The organism is Nonomuraea sp. NPDC050783 (assembly GCF_040802095.1).
Taxonomy (GTDB): domain Bacteria; phylum Actinomycetota; class Actinomycetes; order Streptosporangiales; family Streptosporangiaceae; genus Nonomuraea.
Map to the genome: position 1 here is coordinate 1 of NZ_JBFAHK010000001.1, position 18,362 is coordinate 18,362.

An 18,362-nucleotide genomic window follows, 5' to 3' on the forward strand; every position below is an offset into this window, starting at 1 on the left:
GGCATGTCGATCGAGATGCGCGACACCGACGAGGACGTCTTCCGCGCGGCGGAGGAGCTCGGCATCGATCTGTCCCGGCGCGAGCCGAGCAGCGTGGAAGAAGTCTGAGGGGGAGATCGCACAAATGCTGGACGTCAACTTCTTCGACGAGCTCAGGATCGGCCTGGCGACCGCCGACGACATCCGTCAGTGGTCCCACGGCGAGGTCAAGAAGCCGGAGACCATCAACTACCGCACCCTCAAGCCGGAGAAGGACGGGCTCTTCTGCGAGAAGATCTTCGGCCCGACCCGCGACTGGGAGTGCTACTGCGGCAAGTACAAGCGCGTCCGCTTCAAGGGCATCATCTGTGAGCGCTGCGGCGTCGAGGTGACCCGCGCCAAGGTGCGCCGTGAGCGGATGGGCCACATCGAGCTGGCCGCGCCCGTCACGCACATCTGGTACTTCAAGGGCGTCCCTTCGCGCCTCGGCTACCTGCTCGACCTGGCCCCGAAGGACCTGGAGAAGGTCATCTACTTCGCGGCCTACATGATCACGCATGTCGACACCGAGATGCGTGAGCGTGACCTGCCCTCGCTGGAGGCGAAGATCTCCGTCGAGCGGCAGCACATCGAGCAGCGCCGCGACGCCGACATCGAGGCCCGGCAGAAGAAGCTCGAGACCGACCTGGCCGAGCTGGAGGCCGCCGGCGCCAAGGGCGACCAGCGCCGCAAGGTCCGTGAGGGCGCCGAGCGCGAGATGCGTCAGCTCCGCGACCGCGCCCAGCGCGAGCTGGACCGGCTGGAGGAGGTCTGGAGCCGCTTCAAGAACCTCAAGGTCCAGGACCTCGAAGGTGACGAGCTGCTCTACCGCGAGATGCGCGACCGCTTCGGCCGCTACTTCAAGGGCGGCATGGGCGCGCAGGCGATCCAGGACCGCCTGATCGGCTTCGACCTCGACGCCGAGGCCGAAAACCTCCGCGAGACCATCCGCAGCGGCAAGGGCCAGAAGAAGGCCCGCGCCCTCAAGCGGCTCAAGGTGGTCTCGGCGTTCCTCAACACCACCAACTCGCCGCGCGGCATGGTGCTCGACTGCATCCCGGTGATCCCGCCGGACCTGCGCCCGATGGTGCAGCTCGACGGTGGCCGCTTCGCGACCTCCGACCTCAACGACCTGTACCGCCGGGTCATCAACCGCAACAACCGCCTCAAGCGTCTGCTCGACCTCGGCGCCCCCGAGATCATTGTGAACAACGAGAAGCGGATGCTCCAGGAGGCCGTGGACGCGCTGTTCGACAACGGCCGGCGCGGCCGCCCGGTCACCGGCCCCGGCAACCGCCCCCTGAAGTCCCTCAGCGACATGCTGAAGGGCAAGCAGGGCCGCTTCCGCCAGAACCTGCTGGGCAAGCGAGTCGACTACTCCGGCCGTTCGGTCATCGTCGTCGGCCCGCAGCTCAAGCTGCACCAGTGCGGCCTGCCCAAGCAGATGGCGCTGGAGCTGTTCAAGCCGTTCGTGATGAAGCGGCTGGTCGACCTCAACCACGCCCAGAACATCAAGTCGGCCAAGCGGATGGTCGAGCGCGCCCGCCCGGTGGTGTGGGACGTGCTCGAAGAGGTCATCACCGAGCACCCCGTGCTGCTCAACCGCGCTCCGACGCTGCACCGCCTGGGCATCCAGGCGTTCGAGCCGCAGCTGGTGGAGGGCAAGGCCATCCAGATCCACCCGCTCGTCTGCACCGCGTTCAACGCGGACTTCGACGGCGACCAGATGGCCGTGCACCTGCCGCTGTCGGCCGAGGCCCAGGCCGAGGCGCGCATCCTGATGCTCTCGACCAACAACATCCTCAAGCCGGCCGACGGCAAGCCCGTCACCATGCCGACCCAGGACATGGTCATCGGCCTCTACTGGCTGACGACCATGAAGGAGGGCGCCCAGGGCGAGGGCCGCGTGTTCGGCTCGGTGGCCGAGGCGCAGATGGCCTTCGACCGCCGCGAGCTGGACATCCAGGCCAAGATCCAGATCCGGCTCAAGGACGTCCTGCCGCCGCGCGAGTGGGTGGCCCCCGAGGGCTGGGAGCAGGGCGACCCGGTGCGGCTGGAGACCACCTTCGGGCGGTGCCTGTTCAACCAGACGCTGCCGGCGAGCTACCCGTTCGTCGACTTCCAGGTCGGCAAGAAGCAGCTGTCCCAGATCGTGAACGAGCTGGCGGAGACCTACCCCAAGATCGAGGTCGCCGCTTCGCTCGACGCGCTCAAGGACGCCGGCTTCCGGTGGGCGACGCGCTCCGGCGTCACGATCTCGATCGAGGACGTCGTCGCGCCGCCCAACAAGACCGACATCATGGAGAACTACGAGCGCCGGGCCGACAAGGTCCAGCGCGAGTACGAGCGCGGTCTGATCACCGACGAGGAGCGCCGCCAGGAGCTCATCGAGATCTGGACGCACGCGACGGCCGACGTCGAGACCGACATGGTCAACGCCTTCCCGGCGACCAACCCGGTCTGGATGATGGTCAACTCGGGCGCCCGCGGTAACAAGATGCAGGTCCGGCAGATCGCCGGCATCCGCGGCCTGGTGTCCAACACCAAGGGTGAGACGATCCCGCGGCCGATCAAGGCCTCCTTCCGCGAGGGCCTGTCGGTGCTGGAGTACTTCATCTCCACCCACGGTCAGCGGAAGGGTCTGGCCGACACCGCGCTGCGTACCGCCGACTCGGGCTACCTGACCCGTCGTCTGGTGGACGTCGCGCAGGACGTCATCGTGCGCGAGATCGACTGCGGCACCGACCGCGCGGTCCCGCTGCACGTCGGCGAGCGGGACGCCTCGGGCAACCTGGTCAAGGCGGAGAACGCCGAGTCCAACGTGCACGGGCGCATCCTGGCCGAGGACGTCGAGGTGGACGGCAAGGTCATCGTCCCGGCGGGTGTCGACATCAACGACATCCACGTGACGAAGCTGGTCGAGGCCGGCGTCGAGACCGTCCGCACCCGCAGCGCGCTGGTGTGCGAGGCGAAGATCGGCGTCTGCGCCACCTGCTACGGCCGCTCGCTGGCCACCGGCAAGCTGGTGGACGTCGGCGAGGCGGTCGGCATCATCGCCGCCCAGTCGATCGGTGAGCCCGGCACGCAGCTGACCATGCGGACCTTCCACACCGGTGGTGTGGCGGGCGCCGACATCACCCACGGTCTGCCCCGTGTCACGGAGCTGTTCGAGGCGCGCATCCCCAAGGGTGTCGCCCCGATCTCCGAGGCCGAGGGCCGGGTCAGGATCGACGAGACCGACAAGACCAGGAAGATCGTCATCACTCCGGACGACGGCTCGGAGGAGATCGCCTACCCGGTCTCGATGCGCTCGCGCCTGCTCGTGCAGGAGGGCCAGCGCGTCTCGGTCGGCACCCAGCTCGTGGCCGGTGCGGTCAACCCCAACGAGGTGCTGCGCATCCTCGGCCCGCGGGCCGTGCAGCTGCACCTGGTGGCGGAGGTCCAGCAGGTCTACCGGTCGCAGGGTGTGTCGATCCACGACAAGCACATCGAGATCATCGTCCGGCAGATGCTCAAGCGGGTCAACGTCCTGGAGTCCGGCGACACCGACCTGCTGCCCGGCGAGCTGGTCGAGCGGCCGCGCTTCGAGCAGATGAACCGCGAGACGGTGGCCGAGGGCGGCACGCCGGCCGCGGGCCGTCCGGTGCTCATGGGCATCACCAAGGCCTCGCTGGCCACCGAGTCGTGGCTGTCGGCGGCCTCCTTCCAGGAGACCACCAGGGTCCTGACGGACGCGGCGATCCACGCCAAGTCCGACTCGCTCCTGGGCCTGAAGGAGAACGTCATCATCGGTAAGCTCATCCCGGCCGGTACGGGCATGCCCCAATACCGCAACATCCGGGTGGAGCCCACCGAGGAGGCCAAGGCCGCCATGTACACCGTCGGCGGTTACGACGGCTCGGCGGCCGACTACACCTTCGGCACCGGCAGCGGCGAGGCCGTGCCGCTGGAGGAGTACGACTTCGGCCAGTACAACCGGTAACCTGTGACGAGTGACGCGCCCGGGCCCCTCTTCCCGAGGGGGCCGGGCGCTTCGCGTCGCCCGCGGGGCCGGTGGATCGGCCCGGCGGGCGGGCCCGTCCAGATCGCGGTCCGGTGACGCTTGGGCGTACCGCGAACGAAACGGCCCGCGGCCCTATATCATTGGCCCGGAGCTGTAGACGGGCCGCATGAGACGAGGCCCTGACGACCCGGAGTGGCATGGCTTGTCGGCCCTGCTGCGCCGTTTTGACGTGTCGCTCAGGCCTGGGTAGTCTTGAGCATCGTGCCCGTCTTCATGCGGGCTCTCGACCGTGCGCTCATGACAAGCGCAGGACGGTCTTCCGGCTCGTAAACCTCGCGGGACGTCTGCGTGAACAACGCGACACGCCCGAGCGCGGGGGCACCGGGACGGAGAAAATCAGCAGGTCATGACACCGGCAGTACCTGCGAAAGCACCACCAATGACGTAACACCGGCCAAGGCACGAAACGGAGTGGCAGTGCCCACTATTCAGCAGTTGGTCCGCAAGGGCCGGCAGGACAAGGTCTCCAAGACCAAGACTCCTGCCCTCAAGGGGAGTCCGCAGCGGCGCGGCGTGTGCCAGCGCGTTTACACCACGACTCCGAAGAAGCCCAACTCGGCACTGCGCAAGGTGGCCCGCGTTCGGCTCACGAACGGCATCGAGGTCACGGCTTACATCCCTGGTGTGGGTCACAACCTCCAGGAGCACTCCATCGTGCTCGTGCGTGGCGGTCGTGTGAAGGACCTGCCCGGTGTTCGCTACAAGATCATCCGCGGTTCGCTCGACACTCAGGGTGTCCGCAACCGCAAGCAGGCCCGTAGCCGCTACGGCGCGAAGAAGGAGAAGAGCTAACCATGCCTCGTAAGGGTTCTCCTGGCCGTCGTCAGCTCATGGCTGACCCGGTTTACAGCTCGCCGCTGGTGACCGCCCTGATCAACAAGGTGCTCCTGGACGGCAAGCGTTCCATCGCGCAGTCGATCGTGTACGGCGCCCTCGAGGGCTGCAGGGAGAAGACGGGCAACGACCCGGTCGTCACCCTGAAGCGCGCTCTGGACAACGTCAAGCCCACTCTCGAGGTCCGCAGCCGCCGTGTCGGTGGCGCGACCTACCAGGTGCCGGTCGAGGTGCGCGCCGCGCGCAGCACCACCCTGGCCCTGCGCTGGCTGGTGCAGTACTCCCGCGCCCGCCGCGAGAAGACCATGACCGAGCGCCTCATGAACGAGCTCCTCGACGCCAGCAACGGCCTCGGGGCGAGCGTCAAGAAGCGCGAGGACACCCACAAGATGGCCGAGTCCAACAAGGCCTTCGCCCACTACCGCTGGTAACCCCGGCGGGTCCGACGAGACGACGAGGACGCGAGTTACAGTGGCCGCTACGACCGCTCTTGACCTGGCCAAGGTCCGCAACATCGGGATCATGGCCCATATCGACGCGGGCAAGACCACCACGACCGAGCGCATCCTGTTCTACACCGGCATCAACTACAAGATCGGTGAGGTCCACGAGGGCGCTGCCACGATGGACTGGATGGAGCAGGAGCAGGAGCGCGGCATCACCATCACGTCTGCCGCGACGACCTGCGAGTGGCTCGGTCACACGATCAACATCATCGACACCCCGGGTCACGTCGACTTCACCATCGAGGTGGAGCGTTCGCTCCGCGTCCTCGACGGCGCGGTCGCCGTGTTCGACGGTGTCGCCGGTGTTGAGCCCCAGTCAGAGACGGTGTGGCGTCAGGCGGACCGCTACAACGTCCCGCGCATCTGTTTCGTGAACAAGATGGACCGGGTCGGCGCGGAGTTCCACCGCTGCGTCGAGATGATGGTGAGCCGTCTGGGCGCCACGCCGGCCGTCATCCAGCTCCCGTGGGGCGTCGAGGCCGACTTCAAGGGCGTCATCGACCTCATCACGATGAAGGGCCTGCTCTGGAGCGCCGAGGCGGCCAAGGGCGAGATGTACGACACCGTCGACATCCCGGCCGACCACGCCGACGCCGCTCGCGAGTGGCGCGACCGCCTCATCGAGACGGTCGCCGAGAACGACGACGAGCTGATGGAGCTCTTCCTGGAGGGCGCCGAGCCCACCGAGGAGCAGCTGGTCGCGGCCATCCGCCGCGCGACGCTGGCCAGCGCCATCAACCCGGTGCTGTGCGGCACCGCGTTCAAGAACAAGGGCGTGCAGCCCCTGCTCGACGCGATCGTCGCCTACCTCCCCGCCCCGACCGACATCCCGGCCTTCAAGGGCCACGCGGTCGGCAACGAGGAGAAGGTCGTCGAGCGTCACGCGGACCCGAGCGAGCCGTTCTCCGCCCTGGCCTTCAAGATCGCCAGCGACCCGCACCTGGGCAAGATCACCTACATCCGCATCTACTCGGGCACGCTCGAGGCCGGTTCACAGGTCATCAACTCTGTGAAGGGCAAGAAGGAGCGGATCGGCAAGATCTACCAGATGCACGCCAACAAGCGCGAGGAGCGCCCGACGGCCATCGCCGGCCAGATCGTCGCCGTCATGGGTCTGAAGGACACCACGACCGGTGACACGCTGTCCGACCCGGCCAACCAGGTCGTGCTCGAGTCGATGACGTTCCCGGCCCCGGTCATCAACGTCGCCATCGAGCCCAAGACCAAGGGCGACCAGGAGAAGCTGTCCACCGCGATCCAGCGCCTGGCCGAGGAGGACCCGTCCTTCCAGGTCCGCCGCGACGAGGAGACCGGCCAGACGGTCATCTGGGGCATGGGCGAGCTTCACCTGGAGATCCTCGTCGACCGCATGCGTCGCGAGTTCAAGGTCGAGGCCAACGTCGGCCGCCCGCAGGTCGCCTACCGCGAGACCATCCGCCGCAAGGTGGAGAAGGTCGACTACACCCACAAGAAGCAGACCGGTGGTTCCGGTCAGTTCGCGCGGGTGATCATCGACCTCGAGCCGCTCGGCGAGGGCAACGACGGCTACGAGTTCGAGAACAAGGTCACGGGTGGCCGCGTCCCGAGGGAGTACATCCCGTCGGTCGACGCCGGCGCCCAGGAGGCCGCCGAGTTCGGCGTGCTGGCCGGCTACCCGATGGTGGGCGTGAAGGTGACGCTCCAGGACGGTGCCGCGCACGACGTCGACTCCTCGGAGATGGCCTTCAAGATCGCCGGCTCGATGGCCTTCAAGGAGGCCGCGCGCAAGGCGGACGCCGTTCTTCTCGAGCCGATGATGGCCGTCGAGGTCACCACGCCCGAGGACTACATGGGTGACGTCATCGGTGACCTCAACGGTCGCCGCGGGCAGATCCAGGCGATGGACGAGCGGGCCGGCGCCCGCGTCGTCCAGGCGCTCGTGCCGCTGTCTGAGATGTTCGGCTACGTGGGTGACCTGCGTAGCAAGACGCAGGGGCGCGCGAGCTACAGCATGCAGTTCGACTCCTACGCGGAGGTGCCCCCGGGCATCGCCAAGGAGATCGTCGCGAAGGCCCGGGGCGAGTAGGTTCCGGTCCCTGGCGGGGTGGTGCGAGCCACCCCGCCGCTCCAGGGTCCTGGGACCTCCCGGGCCCGAGTGTGTAGACGAAAGTCAGTCAGATTCTCAAGGAGAGAACCAGTGGCTAAGGCCAAGTTCGAGCGGACCAAGCCGCACATGAACATCGGCACCATTGGGCACATCGACCACGGCAAGACCACGCTGACCGCGGCGATCACCAAGGTGCTTCACGACCGTTACCCCGAGCTGAACAAGGCGACCCCGTTCGACAAGATCGACAAGGCGCCGGAGGAGAAGGCCCGCGGTATCACGATCTCCATCGCGCACGTCGAGTACCAGACCGAGAAGCGCCACTACGCCCACGTGGACTGCCCCGGTCACGCCGACTACGTGAAGAACATGATCACCGGTGCCGCCCAGATGGACGGCGCCATCCTGGTGGTCGCCGCCACCGACGGCCCGATGCCGCAGACGAAGGAGCACGTCCTCCTGGCCCGCCAGGTCGGCGTCCCCTACATCGTCGTGGCCCTCAACAAGGCCGACATGGTGGACGACGAGGAGATCCTGGAGCTCGTCGAGCTCGAGGTCCGCGAGCTCCTGTCCGCTCAGGAGTTCCCCGGCGACGACCTGCCGGTGGTCCGCGTATCCGCGCTCAAGGCTCTTGAGGGCGACCAGAAGTGGGCCGACAGCATCATCGAGCTCATGAACGCCGTGGACGAGAACGTGCCCGAGCCGCCGCGTGAGACGGACAAGCCGTTCCTCATGCCGGTCGAGGACGTCTTCTCGATCACCGGTCGCGGCACGGTCGTCACCGGCCGTATCGAGCGCGGTGTCGTCAAGGTCAACGAGCAGGTCGACATCATCGGCATCAAGCCGGAGAAGACCACCACCACCGTCACCAGCATCGAGATGTTCAACAAGATGCTCGACGAGGGTCACGCCGGTGACAACGCCGCCCTGCTGCTCCGCGGCATCAAGCGCGACGAGGTCGAGCGCGGCCAGTGCATCATCAAGCCGGGCACGACCACCCCGCACACCGAGTTCGAGGGCCAGGTCTACATCCTGTCCAAGGACGAGGGCGGCCGGCACACGCCGTTCTTCAACAACTACCGTCCGCAGTTCTACTTCCGCACGACGGACGTGACCGGCGTGGTGCACCTCCCCGAGGGCACCGAGATGGTCATGCCGGGCGACAACACCGAGATGCGCGTTGAGCTGATCCAGCCCATCGCCATGGAGGAAGGCCTCAAGTTCGCGATCCGTGAGGGTGGCCGCACCGTCGGCGCCGGTCGGGTCACGAAGATCATCAAGTAGCTAGACCGTCGGGGCGGCGGTCGGCCCCGGACCTTTCGGGACCGACCGCCGCACCACGTAAGACCCCGCGCACAGGCGCCGTGATCCAGCAGTGGGTTCGGCTCAGTGACCGAAGTCACTGCCGGATCACGGAAGAAAAGGCAGATCGACTGCGTCTGCCTCGTGGGGTCACGCAGGCTTCGACCTGCCTGAACACCAGCGGCAACAGGCCGCACGATACTTTTTCAGACGACAGCGAAGGACACCGAGGCCACTATGGCGGGACAGAAGATCCGCATCCGGCTTAAGGCCTATGACCACGAGGTCATCGACAGCTCGGCCAAGAAGATCGTCGAGACGGTGACGCGGACTGGCGCGAAGGTCGCGGGCCCGGTGCCGCTGCCGACCGAGAAGAACGTGTACTGCGTCATCCGCTCGCCGCACAAGTACAAGGACAGCCGCGAGCACTTCGAGATGCGCACGCACAAGCGGCTGATTGACATCATCGACCCGACCCCCAAGACCGTCGACTCGCTCATGCGGCTCGACCTTCCTGCGGGTGTCGACATTTCGATCAAGCTCTGAGGGAACGCACTGACATGGCTAAGACGATCAAGGGCGTCCTGGGCAAGAAGCTCGGCATGACCCAGGTCTTCGACGCGGACAACCGGATCGTTCCGGTCACCGTGGTCGAGGCCGGTCCGTGCGTGGTGACCCGCGTCCGCACCGCAGACAAGGACGGCTACTCCGCCATCCAGCTCGGCTACGGGCAGGTCGACCCCCGGAAGGTCAACAAGCCGCTCGGCGACTACCTGCGCAAGCACGACATCACCCCGCGCCGTTACTTCGCGGAGATCCGCACCGACGACGCGAGCGACTACACCATCGGCCAGGAGCTGCTGGCCGACACCTTCGAGGCCGGCCAGTTCGTCGACGTGACGGGCAAGAGCAAGGGCAAGGGCTTCGCCGGTGTCATGAAGCGGCACGGCTTCGGTGGTCTGGGCGCGTCGCACGGTACGCAGCGCAAGCACCGCTCGCCGGGTTCCATCGGTGGCTGCGCCACCCCGGGCCGCGTTTTCAAGGGTCTGCGCATGGCTGGCCGGATGGGTAACGTCCGCACCACCGTGCAGAGCCTCAAGGTTCACTCCGTGGACGCCGAGAAGGGTCTCATCCTCATCAAGGGTGCGGTCCCCGGCGCGAACGGCAGCCTGGTCCTCGTCCGTACCGCTGCCAAGAAGGGGGCTGCCAAGTGAGCACCACTATTGACGTCCTCGACGCCAGCGGCGCGAAGACCGGCACCGTCGACCTCCCCGAGGACATCTTCGGGGCCAAGGTCAACGTTCCGCTGATCCACCAGGTGGTCGTGGCCCAGCTCGCCGCTCGCCGGCAGGGCACCCACAAGACCAAGACCCGCGGTGAGGTCTCCGGCGGCGGCAAGAAGCCGTACCGCCAGAAGGGCACCGGCCGCGCCCGCCAGGGCTCGACCCGCGCGCCGCAGTTCACCGGCGGTGGCACCGTCCACGGTCCCGTGCCGCGCGACTACTCGCAGCGCACGCCCAAGAAGATGAAGGCCGCCGCGCTGCGCGGCGCCCTGTCCGACCGCGCGAGCGGCAACCGCGTCCACGTGGTCAGCTCGCTGGTCTCGGGCGAGACCCCGAAGACCAAGGCGGCGCTGGAGGCCCTGCGCAAGATCACGCAGTCCCCGCGCGTCCTCGTCGTGGTCGACGAGGCCGACGAGCTGACGTGGATGAGCCTGCGCAACGCGCCCGAGGTCCACCTGCTGGACGCCGGGCAGCTCAACACCTACGACGTGCTCGTGCACGACGACGTGGTCTTCACCCAGGAGGCCTACGACCAGGTCGTCGCTCGCCTGAGCAACAGCGGGAAGGAAGAGGCCTGATGGAGAAGATCGCCGACCCGCGCGACATCATCATCAAGCCGGTCGTCTCCGAGAAGAGTTACGGCCTGATCGATGAGAACAACAAGTACACGTTCCTGGTGAGGAAGACCGCGAACAAGACCCAGGTCAAGATCGCCGTCGAGCAGATCTTCGGGGTCAAGGTCACCAGCGTGAACACGATCAACCGGCAGGGCAAGCGCAAGCGCACCCGCACCGGCTACGGCAAGCGTCCCGACACCAAGCGCGCGATCGTGAGCCTGGTCGAGGGCGATCGGATCGACATCTTCGGTCAGATCGGCTAGCAGCCAGAGAGACAGGCGGGCCGCGAGGTCCGCGGGCCGAGACCGCCGCACCCCGGTGCGGCGGGCTCACCCATGTAACCGACGAAGGATGAACGAAAAAGATGGGCATCCGTAAATACAAGCCGACGACTCCCGGTCGCCGCGGTGCGAGTGTCTCGGACTTCTCCGAGATCACCCGCAGCGAGCCCGAGAAGTCGCTGCTTGCGCCCCTTCACAACAAGGGCGGCCGCAACGTACACGGCCGGGTGACCGCACGCCACCAGGGCGGCGGCCACAAGCGCGCCTACCGGATCATCGACTTCCGTAGGCACGACAAGGACGGCATTCCGGCGAAGGTCGCGCACATCGAGTACGACCCCAACCGCACCGCCAACATCGCTCTGCTGCACTACGCCGACGGCGAGAAGCGCTACATCATCGCGCCGACGGGCCTCAAGCAGGGCGACCGAATCGAGAACGGCCCCGCGGCCGACATCAAGACGGGCAACTGCCTGCCGCTGCGCAACATCCCGACCGGTACCTTCATCCACGCGGTGGAGCTCCGTCCGGGCGGCGGCGCCAAGCTCGGCCGCTCCGCGGGCGCCCAGATCCAGCTGCTCGCCAAGGAAGGCCAGTACGCCACCCTGCGTATGCCGTCCGGTGAGATGCGCATGGTGGACGTGCGCTGCCGGGCGACGGTCGGCCAGGTCGGCAACGCCGAGCAGGCCAACATCAACTGGGGCAAGGCCGGCCGTATGCGGTGGAAGGGCAAGCGCCCCACCGTCCGCGGTGTCGCGATGAACCCCGTCGACCACCCGCACGGTGGTGGTGAGGGCAAGACCTCCGGTGGTCGCCACCCGGTGAACCCGAAGGGTAAGCCCGAGGGCCGCACCCGCCAGGCCAACAAGGCCAGCGACCGGCTGATCATCCGTCGTCGGAGCAAGAGGAAGAAGCGGTAGGAGCAGCCGAAATGCCACGTAGCCTTAAGAAGGGTCCCTTCGTGGACGACCACCTTCAGAAGAAGGTCGACGTCCAGAACGAGAAGGGCACCAAGAACGTCATCAAGACGTGGTCGCGGCGCTCCATGATCGTTCCCGACATGCTCGGGCACACGATCGCCGTGCACGACGGCCGCAAGCACGTCCCGGTCTTCATCACCGAGTCGATGATCGGCCACAAGCTCGGAGAGTTCGCTCCGACGCGGACGTTCCGCAGCCACGTCAAGGAAGACCGGCGCAGCCGGCGATAGACGCCTTCAGAAGCATTCAGAGGAGTAAGCGATGGAAGCCAGGGCTCAGGCGCGGTTCGTCCGCGTCACGCCCCAGAAGGCCCGCCGTGTGGTGGACCTCATTCGCGGGCTGCCCGCTTCGGAGGCGCAGGCCGTGCTGCAGTTCGCTCCCCAGTCGGCGAGCGAGCCGATCTACAAGGTGCTCAGCAGCGCCATGGCGAATGCCGAGCACAACTTCGACCTCGACCCGCAGACGCTCGTCGTCAGCCGGGCGTGGGTCGACGAGGGCCCGACGCTGAAGCGGTTCCGTCCGCGTGCCCAGGGTCGTGCCTATCGGATCAACAAGCGGACGAGCCACATCACTGTGATCGTGGAGTCCCGCGAGCCGAAGGGAAGGACCCGATAGTGGGCCAGAAGGTTAACCCGCACGGGTTCCGCCTCGGCATCACGACCGACTTCAAGAGCCGGTGGTACGCCGACAAGCTGTACAAGTCGTACGTCGCCGAGGACGTGGCGATCCGCCGCATGCTCCAGAAGGGCATGGAGCGGGCCGGCATCTCCAAGGTCGAGATCGAGCGCACCACGGACCGCGTGCAGGTGGACATCCACACCGCGCGTCCCGGCATCGTGATCGGCCGGCGCGGCGCCGAGGCGGACCGCATCCGCGGCGACCTGGAGAAGCTGACCAAGAAGCAGGTCCAGCTCAACATCCTCGAGGTCAAGAACCCGGAGATCGACGCCCAGCTCGTCGCGCAGGGCGTGGCCGAGCAGCTCTCCAGCCGTGTCTCCTTCCGCCGCGCCATGCGCAAGGCGATGCAGTCGGCCATGAAGTCCGGCGCCAAGGGCATCCGTGTCCAGTGCGCGGGTCGTCTGGGCGGCGCCGAGATGTCGCGCTCGGAGTTCTACCGCGAGGGCCGCGTGCCGCTGCACACGCTCCGCGCGGACATCGACTACGGCTTCTACGAGGCCCGTACGACCTTCGGCCGCATCGGCGTGAAGGTCTGGATCTACAAGGGCGAGGCTCCGACCAGCCGCGCCGAGCGCGAGGCGGCCGCCGCCGGCGCCCGAGCCGGCCAGCGTCGCGAGCGTGACGACCGTCGCGGTGGCGGCGACCGTCCGCGCCGTGGTGGCGACCGCCCCCGTCGCGGTGGCGGCCGCGGTGACCGCGCCCCCCGTACCGAAGCGGCCTCGCAGGCCGCCCCCGAGACCGGCCCGGCCGCGCAGCCGGGTGCTGAAGGGAGCTGACCATGCTGATCCCGCGCAGGGTCAAGCACCGCAAGCAGCACCGGCCCGACCGCAGCGGAGCCGCCAAGGGCGGCACCAGGGTCGTGTTCGGCGAGTTCGGCATCCAGGCGGTTGAGCACTCCTACGTGACCAACCGGCAGATCGAGTCGGCTCGTATCGCCATGACCCGTCACATCCGCCGTGGCGGCAAGGTGTGGATCAACATCTACCCCGACCGTCCGCTCACCAAGAAGCCCGCCGAGACCCGCATGGGCTCCGGTAAGGGCTCGCCCGAGTGGTGGATCGCCAACGTCAAGCCCGGACGCGTGATGTTCGAGCTGTCCGGCGTGGCCGAGCCGGTCGCACGCGAGGCGCTTCAGCGTGCGATCCACAAGCTGCCGATGAAGTGCAAGATCGTTAAGCGTGAAGTGGGTGAGGCGTGATGGCTAAGGGCCTGACCGCCGGCGAGCTGCGGCTCGAGGACCAGGACACCCTGGTCCAGAAGCTGAAGGAGGCGAAGGAGGAGCTGTTCAACCTCCGCTTCCAGGCGGCGACCGGTCAGTTGGAGAGCCACGGGCGGCTGCGCGCCGTCCGCCGCGAGATCGCCCGTATCTACACCGTGATGCGCGAGCGCGAGCTCGGCATCGTCACGGTCGAGAAGGAGTCGAGCGATGGCTGACGAGACCACCACCAGCACCGAGACCGGCGCCACCGAGGCCGAGGGCACCCAGCGGAACTTCCGCAAGGTGCGCGAGGGCCTCGTGGTGAGCGACAAGATGGACAAGACCGTCGTCGTCGCCGTCGAGGACCGCGTCAAGCACCGCCTGTACGGCAAGGTCATCCGCCGGACGACCAAGTACAAGGCGCACGACGAGGCCAACGCCTGCGGCGTCGGTGACCGCGTGCTGCTCATGGAGACCCGTCCCCTCTCCGCCACCAAGCGGTGGAGGGTCGTGGAGATCCTCGAGAAGGCCAAGTAGGCCCTCTCGGATGTACCGCGCCTCGTGGGGGCTCCCAGAGCCCCCATGACGGCGTCCAAGGACGCGGGGTCCTTCCGGGCCTCGCGTCGCCTGCGGTGCGGCCCCAGCGGGGCTGTGGCCGTGGGAACAAGACAACAACGGGTTCCGCCAGGCTCAGCGATGAGAACCGGCGCGACTAACAGGAGTTCAACGTGATCCAGCAGGAGTCGCGGCTCAAGGTCGCCGACAACACTGGTGCGAAGGAGATCCTTTGCATCCGTGTGCTCGGCGGCTCGGGCCGACGCTACGCCGGTATCGGCGACGTCATCGTCGCCACTGTCAAGGACGCGCTGCCGGGCAGCACGGGCGTCAAGAAGGGCGACGTGGTCAAGGCCGTCGTCGTCCGCACGGTCAAGGAGCGCCGCCGGCCCGACGGCTCCTACATCCGCTTCGACGAGAACGCCGCCGTCATCATCAAGGACAGCGGCGACCCTCGTGGCACTCGTATCTTCGGCCCGGTCGGCCGCGAGCTGCGTGACAAGAAGTTCATGCGCATCATCTCGCTCGCACCGGAGGTGCTGTGATGTCGAAGCTGCACGTGAAGAAGGGTGACCTGGTCCAGGTCATCGCCGGCAAGGACAAGGGCGCCAAGGGCCGCGTCATCGCCACTCTCCCGCGCGAGGACCGCGTGGTGGTCGAGGGCATCAACATGATCAAGAAGCACGCGAAGGAGACCCACCAGGGTCCGCGCGGCGCCAAGACCGGCGGCGTGCAGACCATGGAGGGCCCCATCCACGTCTCGAACGTGAAGAAGCTCAAGGACGACAAGCCCGCCGACAAGAAGGCCGACGACAAGACGGCCGACGAGAAGACGGGTGAGGACAGCTGATGACCGCCACCACCACTGAGACCGAGCGCCCGACGCCGCGGCTCAAGACGAAGTACCGCGAGGAGATCGTCGCGCAGCTTCGCGAGCAGTTCGACATCAAGAACGTCATGCAGATCCCCGGGCTGACCAAGATCAAGGTCAACATGGGTGTCGGCGAGGCGGCTCGCGACTCCAAGCTGATCGAGGGCGCCGTGCGCGACCTCACCGCGATCACCGGCCAGAAGCCGGCGGTCGTCCGGGCCCGCAAGTCCATCGCCCAGTTCAAGCTGCGCGAGGGCATGCCGATCGGCGCGCACGTGACGCTGCGCGGCGACCGCATGTGGGAGTTCCTGGACCGGCTGCTGTCGCTGGCGCTGCCCCGTATCCGGGACTTCCGTGGCCTTTCGCCCAAGCAGTTCGACGGCAACGGCAACTACACCTTCGGTCTGACCGAGCAGGTCATGTTCCACGAGGTCGACCAGGACAAGGTCGACCGGCCGCGTGGCATGGACATCACGATCGTGACCACCGCGACCAACGACGACCAGGGCCGGGCGCTGCTGAAGCTCCTCGGCTTCCCGTTCAAGGAGGCCTGATCCAATGGCGAAGAAGTCGCTGATCGCCAAGGCGGGGCGCAAGCAGAAGTTCGAGGTCCGGGCCTACACCCGCTGCTCGCGCTGCGGCCGCCCGCGCGCCGTCTTCAGGAAGTTCGGCCTGTGCCGCGTGTGCTTCCGCGAGATGGCGCACCGGGGCGAGCTGCCCGGCATCACCAAGTCGAGCTGGTAGTAGGTACCCTGGTGGGCGGCCCTGGTGCCGCCCATCGAGGCACTCATATTCCGTAGAAGAACCGGACGCCCGTCAGGGGCGTCCATGACCGCGCCGAAGGTCCACCGGCAGAGCGCTGCTTGGCCGACTGGAAACCGCGGCGAGGAAGGCCACTGGCCATGACGATGACCGACCCGATCGCAGACATGCTCACGCGTCTGCGCAACGCGAATTCGGCGTACCACGACAGCGTGTCGATGCCGTACTCGAAGATCAAGGCGCACATCGCCGAGATCCTCCAGCAGGAGGGCTACATCCAGGCTTGGACCGTCGAGGACGCCAAGGTTGGCAAGAACCTCGTGGTGGAGCTCAAGTTCGGGCCGACCCGTGAGCGGTCGCTCTCGGGCCTGCGCCGGGTTTCCAAGCCCGGTCTGCGGGTTTATGCGAAGAAGGACAATCTGCCTCGAGTCCTGGGCGGGCTGGGCGTCGCGATCATCTCGACGTCCCACGGCCTCATGACCGACAAGCAGGCCGGCAAGCGTGGTGTGGGCGGGGAAGTCCTCGCCTACGTCTGGTAGAGGGGAGGAACACAGCATGTCGCGTATCGGACGGCTGCCCATCCCTGTGCCCAGCGGCGTGGACATCACGATCGACGGCCAGGACGTTCAGGTGAAGGGCCCCAAGGGCACGCTTACGCACACCGTCGCCGAGCCCATCGCTGTGGCTCGGGACGACGACGGCTCCATCGCCGTCACCCGGCCCAACGACGAGAACAAGGTCCGTGCCCTGCACGGGCTGTCGCGCACGCTCATCGCCAACATGGTGCAGGGCGTCACCCAGGGCTACTCCAAGTCCCTGGAGATCGTCGGCGTCGGTTACCGCGTCCAGGCCAAGGGCCCGACGCAGCTGGAGTTCTCGCTGGGCTTCAGTCACCCGGTCATCGTCGACGCCCCCGAGGGCGTCACCTTCCGCGTCGAGAAGCCGACCCTGTTCCACGTGGACGGCATCGACAAGCAGAAGGTCGGCGAGGTCGCCGCGAACATCCGCAAGTTGCGCAAGCCCGACCCTTACAAGGGCAAGGGCGTGCGCTACCAGGGCGAACAGATCCGCCGCAAGGTCGGAAAGGCTGGTAAGTAGGCATGGCTCCGAAGACTGCGTTCAGCAAGCACACGGCTGCCCGCACCGTCTCGCGGGCCCGCCGCCACCGCCGCGTCCGCAAGAACATCGTCGGTACGGCCGAGCGTCCGCGCCTGGTCGTCAACCGCTCCACGCGTCACATGTTCGTCCAGATCGTGGACGACTCCGTCGGCCACACGCTGGTGAGCGCGTCCACCATGGACCCCTCGCTGCGCACCCTGGAGGCGGACAAGACCGAGAAGGCCAAGAAGGTCGGCGAGCTCCTCGCTCAGCGGGCCAAGGAAGCCGGGATCACCCAGGTCGTCTTCGACCGCGGTGGCAACCGCTACGCCGGGCGCATCGCCGCGCTGGCGGACAGCGCCCGCGAGGGCGGGCTGGAATTCTGACATGGCAACTGAGATGAGGAACCACTGATGGCTGCAGCTCCGCGTCGCGGTGGCGGCACCGGTGGCGAGCGGCGGGACCGTCGTGACGATCGCCGCGGTGGCGCCGCCGACAAGGGCGTCTCGTACATCGAGCGCGTAGTGAAGATCAACCGAGTGGCCAAGGTCGTGAAGGGTGGTCGTCGCTTCAGCTTCACCGCCCTCGTCGTCGTCGGTGACGGCAACGGCCTGGTCGGCGTCGGCTACGGCAAGGCCAAGGAGGTGCCCGCGGCCATCGCCAAGGGCGTCGAGGAGGCCAAGAAGCACTTCTTCAAGGTGCCCCGCATCCAGGGCACCATCCCGCACACCGTGCAGGGCGAGGAGGCGGCCGGTGTCGTCTTCCTGCGTCCGGCCTCGGCCGGTACCGGCGTCATCGCCGGTGGCCCGGTGCGCGCGGTGCTGGAGTGCGCCGGCATCCACGACGTCCTGTCGAAGTCGCTCGGCTCCGACAACCCGATCAACATCGTGCACGCCACCGTGGCCGCTCTGAAGGGCCTCTCGCGGCCCGAGGAGATCGCCGCCCGCCGTGGCCTGCCGATCGAGGACGTGGCCCCGCCCGCCATGCTCAAGGCTCAGCGCGAGGGCCTGGCGGAGGCGGCGGCCGCTAAGGCGGTGAGCTAGTCATGGCACGCCTGAAGATCACTCAGGTTCGCTCGAAGATCGGTGGCAAGCAGAACCAGCGCGACTCGCTGCGTTCGCTTGGCCTGAAGCGAATCGGCGATGTCGTCGTCAAGGAGGACCGTCCCGAGATTCGCGGGATGGTCGCCGTGGTGACGCACCTCGTCGAGGTGGAAGAGGTCGACTAGTC

At 67.3% G+C, this 18,362-nt stretch carries 25 protein-coding genes; all 25 read left to right on the forward strand.

Translation table 11 applies throughout. The features are described 5' to 3' along the window. The first annotated feature begins 124 nt into the window (after positions 1-124). The 25 genes from AB0H75_RS00005 to rpmD all read left to right on the forward strand — a co-directional run bounded on the left by AB0H75_RS00005 (position 125) and on the right by rpmD (position 18,360). The gene (locus AB0H75_RS00005) at positions 125-4,000 is read left to right on the forward strand and encodes a DNA-directed RNA polymerase subunit beta' (RefSeq protein WP_367787560.1); all 3,876 of its coding nucleotides are present in this window, start codon (positions 125-127) and stop codon (positions 3,998-4,000) included. Positions 4,001-4,498: 498 nt separating this feature from the next. Further along, complete coding sequence (gene rpsL / locus AB0H75_RS00010; protein ID WP_020542315.1) at positions 4,499-4,873, forward strand: 30S ribosomal protein S12; 375 nt, start codon at positions 4,499-4,501, stop codon at positions 4,871-4,873. A gap of 2 nt (positions 4,874-4,875) precedes the next feature. Then, complete coding sequence (rpsG, locus tag AB0H75_RS00015; protein ID WP_020542314.1) at positions 4,876-5,346, forward strand: 30S ribosomal protein S7; 471 nt, start codon at positions 4,876-4,878, stop codon at positions 5,344-5,346. A gap of 40 nt (positions 5,347-5,386) precedes the next feature. Next, on the forward strand, positions 5,387-7,486 hold the full coding sequence (gene fusA, locus AB0H75_RS00020) for an elongation factor G (protein WP_367787564.1): 2,100 nt from the start codon (positions 5,387-5,389) through the stop codon (positions 7,484-7,486). A gap of 111 nt (positions 7,487-7,597) precedes the next feature. Next, the gene (gene tuf, locus AB0H75_RS00025) at positions 7,598-8,791 is read left to right on the forward strand and encodes an elongation factor Tu (RefSeq protein WP_367787567.1); all 1,194 of its coding nucleotides are present in this window, start codon (positions 7,598-7,600) and stop codon (positions 8,789-8,791) included. Between the two features lie 255 nt (positions 8,792-9,046). After that, positions 9,047-9,355, forward strand: a complete 309-nt coding sequence (gene rpsJ / locus AB0H75_RS00030) for a 30S ribosomal protein S10 (RefSeq protein WP_012887830.1) — start codon at positions 9,047-9,049, stop codon at positions 9,353-9,355. Positions 9,356-9,369: 14 nt separating this feature from the next. Next, the gene (rplC, locus tag AB0H75_RS00035) at positions 9,370-10,023 is read left to right on the forward strand and encodes a 50S ribosomal protein L3 (protein ID WP_367787570.1); all 654 of its coding nucleotides are present in this window, start codon (positions 9,370-9,372) and stop codon (positions 10,021-10,023) included. Beyond that, complete coding sequence (rplD, locus tag AB0H75_RS00040) at positions 10,020-10,670, forward strand: 50S ribosomal protein L4 (RefSeq protein ID WP_367787573.1); 651 nt, start codon at positions 10,020-10,022, stop codon at positions 10,668-10,670. The genes rplC and rplD overlap by 4 nt, the downstream gene beginning before the upstream one ends. Further along, positions 10,670-10,972, forward strand: coding sequence for a 50S ribosomal protein L23 (gene rplW, locus AB0H75_RS00045; RefSeq protein ID WP_132337002.1), 303 nt, complete (start codon positions 10,670-10,672; stop codon positions 10,970-10,972). Before rplD ends, rplW begins: the two co-directional genes overlap by 1 nt. 101 nt (positions 10,973-11,073) lie before the next feature. Beyond that, entirely contained in the window at positions 11,074-11,910 is an 837-nt protein-coding gene (rplB, locus tag AB0H75_RS00050) for a 50S ribosomal protein L2 (RefSeq protein ID WP_367787575.1), read from the forward strand. Between the two features lie 11 nt (positions 11,911-11,921). Next, complete coding sequence (rpsS, locus tag AB0H75_RS00055) at positions 11,922-12,200, forward strand: 30S ribosomal protein S19 (RefSeq protein WP_026214153.1); 279 nt, start codon at positions 11,922-11,924, stop codon at positions 12,198-12,200. A 31-nt stretch (positions 12,201-12,231) separates the two neighbouring features. Then, positions 12,232-12,585 (forward strand): 50S ribosomal protein L22, encoded by a 354-nt coding sequence (gene rplV, locus AB0H75_RS00060; protein ID WP_020542306.1) that lies wholly within the window; start codon positions 12,232-12,234, stop codon positions 12,583-12,585. Beyond that, positions 12,585-13,424, forward strand: a complete 840-nt coding sequence (rpsC, locus tag AB0H75_RS00065) for a 30S ribosomal protein S3 (RefSeq protein WP_367787579.1) — start codon at positions 12,585-12,587, stop codon at positions 13,422-13,424. Before rplV ends, rpsC begins: the two co-directional genes overlap by 1 nt. A gap of 2 nt (positions 13,425-13,426) precedes the next feature. After that, a complete protein-coding gene (gene rplP, locus AB0H75_RS00070) occupies positions 13,427-13,846 on the forward strand; it encodes a 50S ribosomal protein L16 (protein ID WP_020542304.1) in 420 nt (139 codons plus the stop codon). Then, positions 13,846-14,082, forward strand: a complete 237-nt coding sequence (gene rpmC / locus AB0H75_RS00075; protein ID WP_055507390.1) for a 50S ribosomal protein L29 — start codon at positions 13,846-13,848, stop codon at positions 14,080-14,082. The genes rplP and rpmC overlap by 1 nt, the downstream gene beginning before the upstream one ends. Further along, the gene (gene rpsQ, locus AB0H75_RS00080) at positions 14,075-14,383 is read left to right on the forward strand and encodes a 30S ribosomal protein S17 (RefSeq protein WP_367787582.1); all 309 of its coding nucleotides are present in this window, start codon (positions 14,075-14,077) and stop codon (positions 14,381-14,383) included. The genes rpmC and rpsQ overlap by 8 nt, the downstream gene beginning before the upstream one ends. A 191-nt stretch (positions 14,384-14,574) precedes the next feature. Beyond that, on the forward strand, positions 14,575-14,946 hold the full coding sequence (rplN, locus tag AB0H75_RS00085) for a 50S ribosomal protein L14 (RefSeq protein ID WP_043623452.1): 372 nt from the start codon (positions 14,575-14,577) through the stop codon (positions 14,944-14,946). Positions 14,947-14,954: 8 nt separating this feature from the next. After that, entirely contained in the window at positions 14,955-15,251 is a 297-nt protein-coding gene (rplX, locus tag AB0H75_RS00090; RefSeq protein ID WP_367790429.1) for a 50S ribosomal protein L24, read from the forward strand. Beyond that, complete coding sequence (gene rplE, locus AB0H75_RS00095; RefSeq protein ID WP_367787585.1) at positions 15,251-15,826, forward strand: 50S ribosomal protein L5; 576 nt, start codon at positions 15,251-15,253, stop codon at positions 15,824-15,826. Before rplX ends, rplE begins: the two co-directional genes overlap by 1 nt. A gap of 4 nt (positions 15,827-15,830) precedes the next feature. Next, complete coding sequence (locus AB0H75_RS00100; RefSeq protein ID WP_219467984.1) at positions 15,831-16,016, forward strand: type Z 30S ribosomal protein S14; 186 nt, start codon at positions 15,831-15,833, stop codon at positions 16,014-16,016. Between the two features lie 158 nt (positions 16,017-16,174). Then, complete coding sequence (gene rpsH / locus AB0H75_RS00105; RefSeq protein ID WP_080043229.1) at positions 16,175-16,573, forward strand: 30S ribosomal protein S8; 399 nt, start codon at positions 16,175-16,177, stop codon at positions 16,571-16,573. 16 nt (positions 16,574-16,589) lie between these two features. After that, positions 16,590-17,132 (forward strand): 50S ribosomal protein L6, encoded by a 543-nt coding sequence (gene rplF / locus AB0H75_RS00110; protein WP_367787589.1) that lies wholly within the window; start codon positions 16,590-16,592, stop codon positions 17,130-17,132. Between the two features lie 2 nt (positions 17,133-17,134). Further along, entirely contained in the window at positions 17,135-17,518 is a 384-nt protein-coding gene (gene rplR / locus AB0H75_RS00115; protein WP_367787592.1) for a 50S ribosomal protein L18, read from the forward strand. Positions 17,519-17,545: 27 nt separating this feature from the next. Then, on the forward strand, positions 17,546-18,175 hold the full coding sequence (rpsE, locus tag AB0H75_RS00120) for a 30S ribosomal protein S5 (protein ID WP_043623468.1): 630 nt from the start codon (positions 17,546-17,548) through the stop codon (positions 18,173-18,175). Between the two features lie 2 nt (positions 18,176-18,177). Beyond that, a complete protein-coding gene (gene rpmD, locus AB0H75_RS00125; protein ID WP_020542293.1) occupies positions 18,178-18,360 on the forward strand; it encodes a 50S ribosomal protein L30 in 183 nt (60 codons plus the stop codon). Positions 18,361-18,362 lie beyond the last annotated feature (2 nt).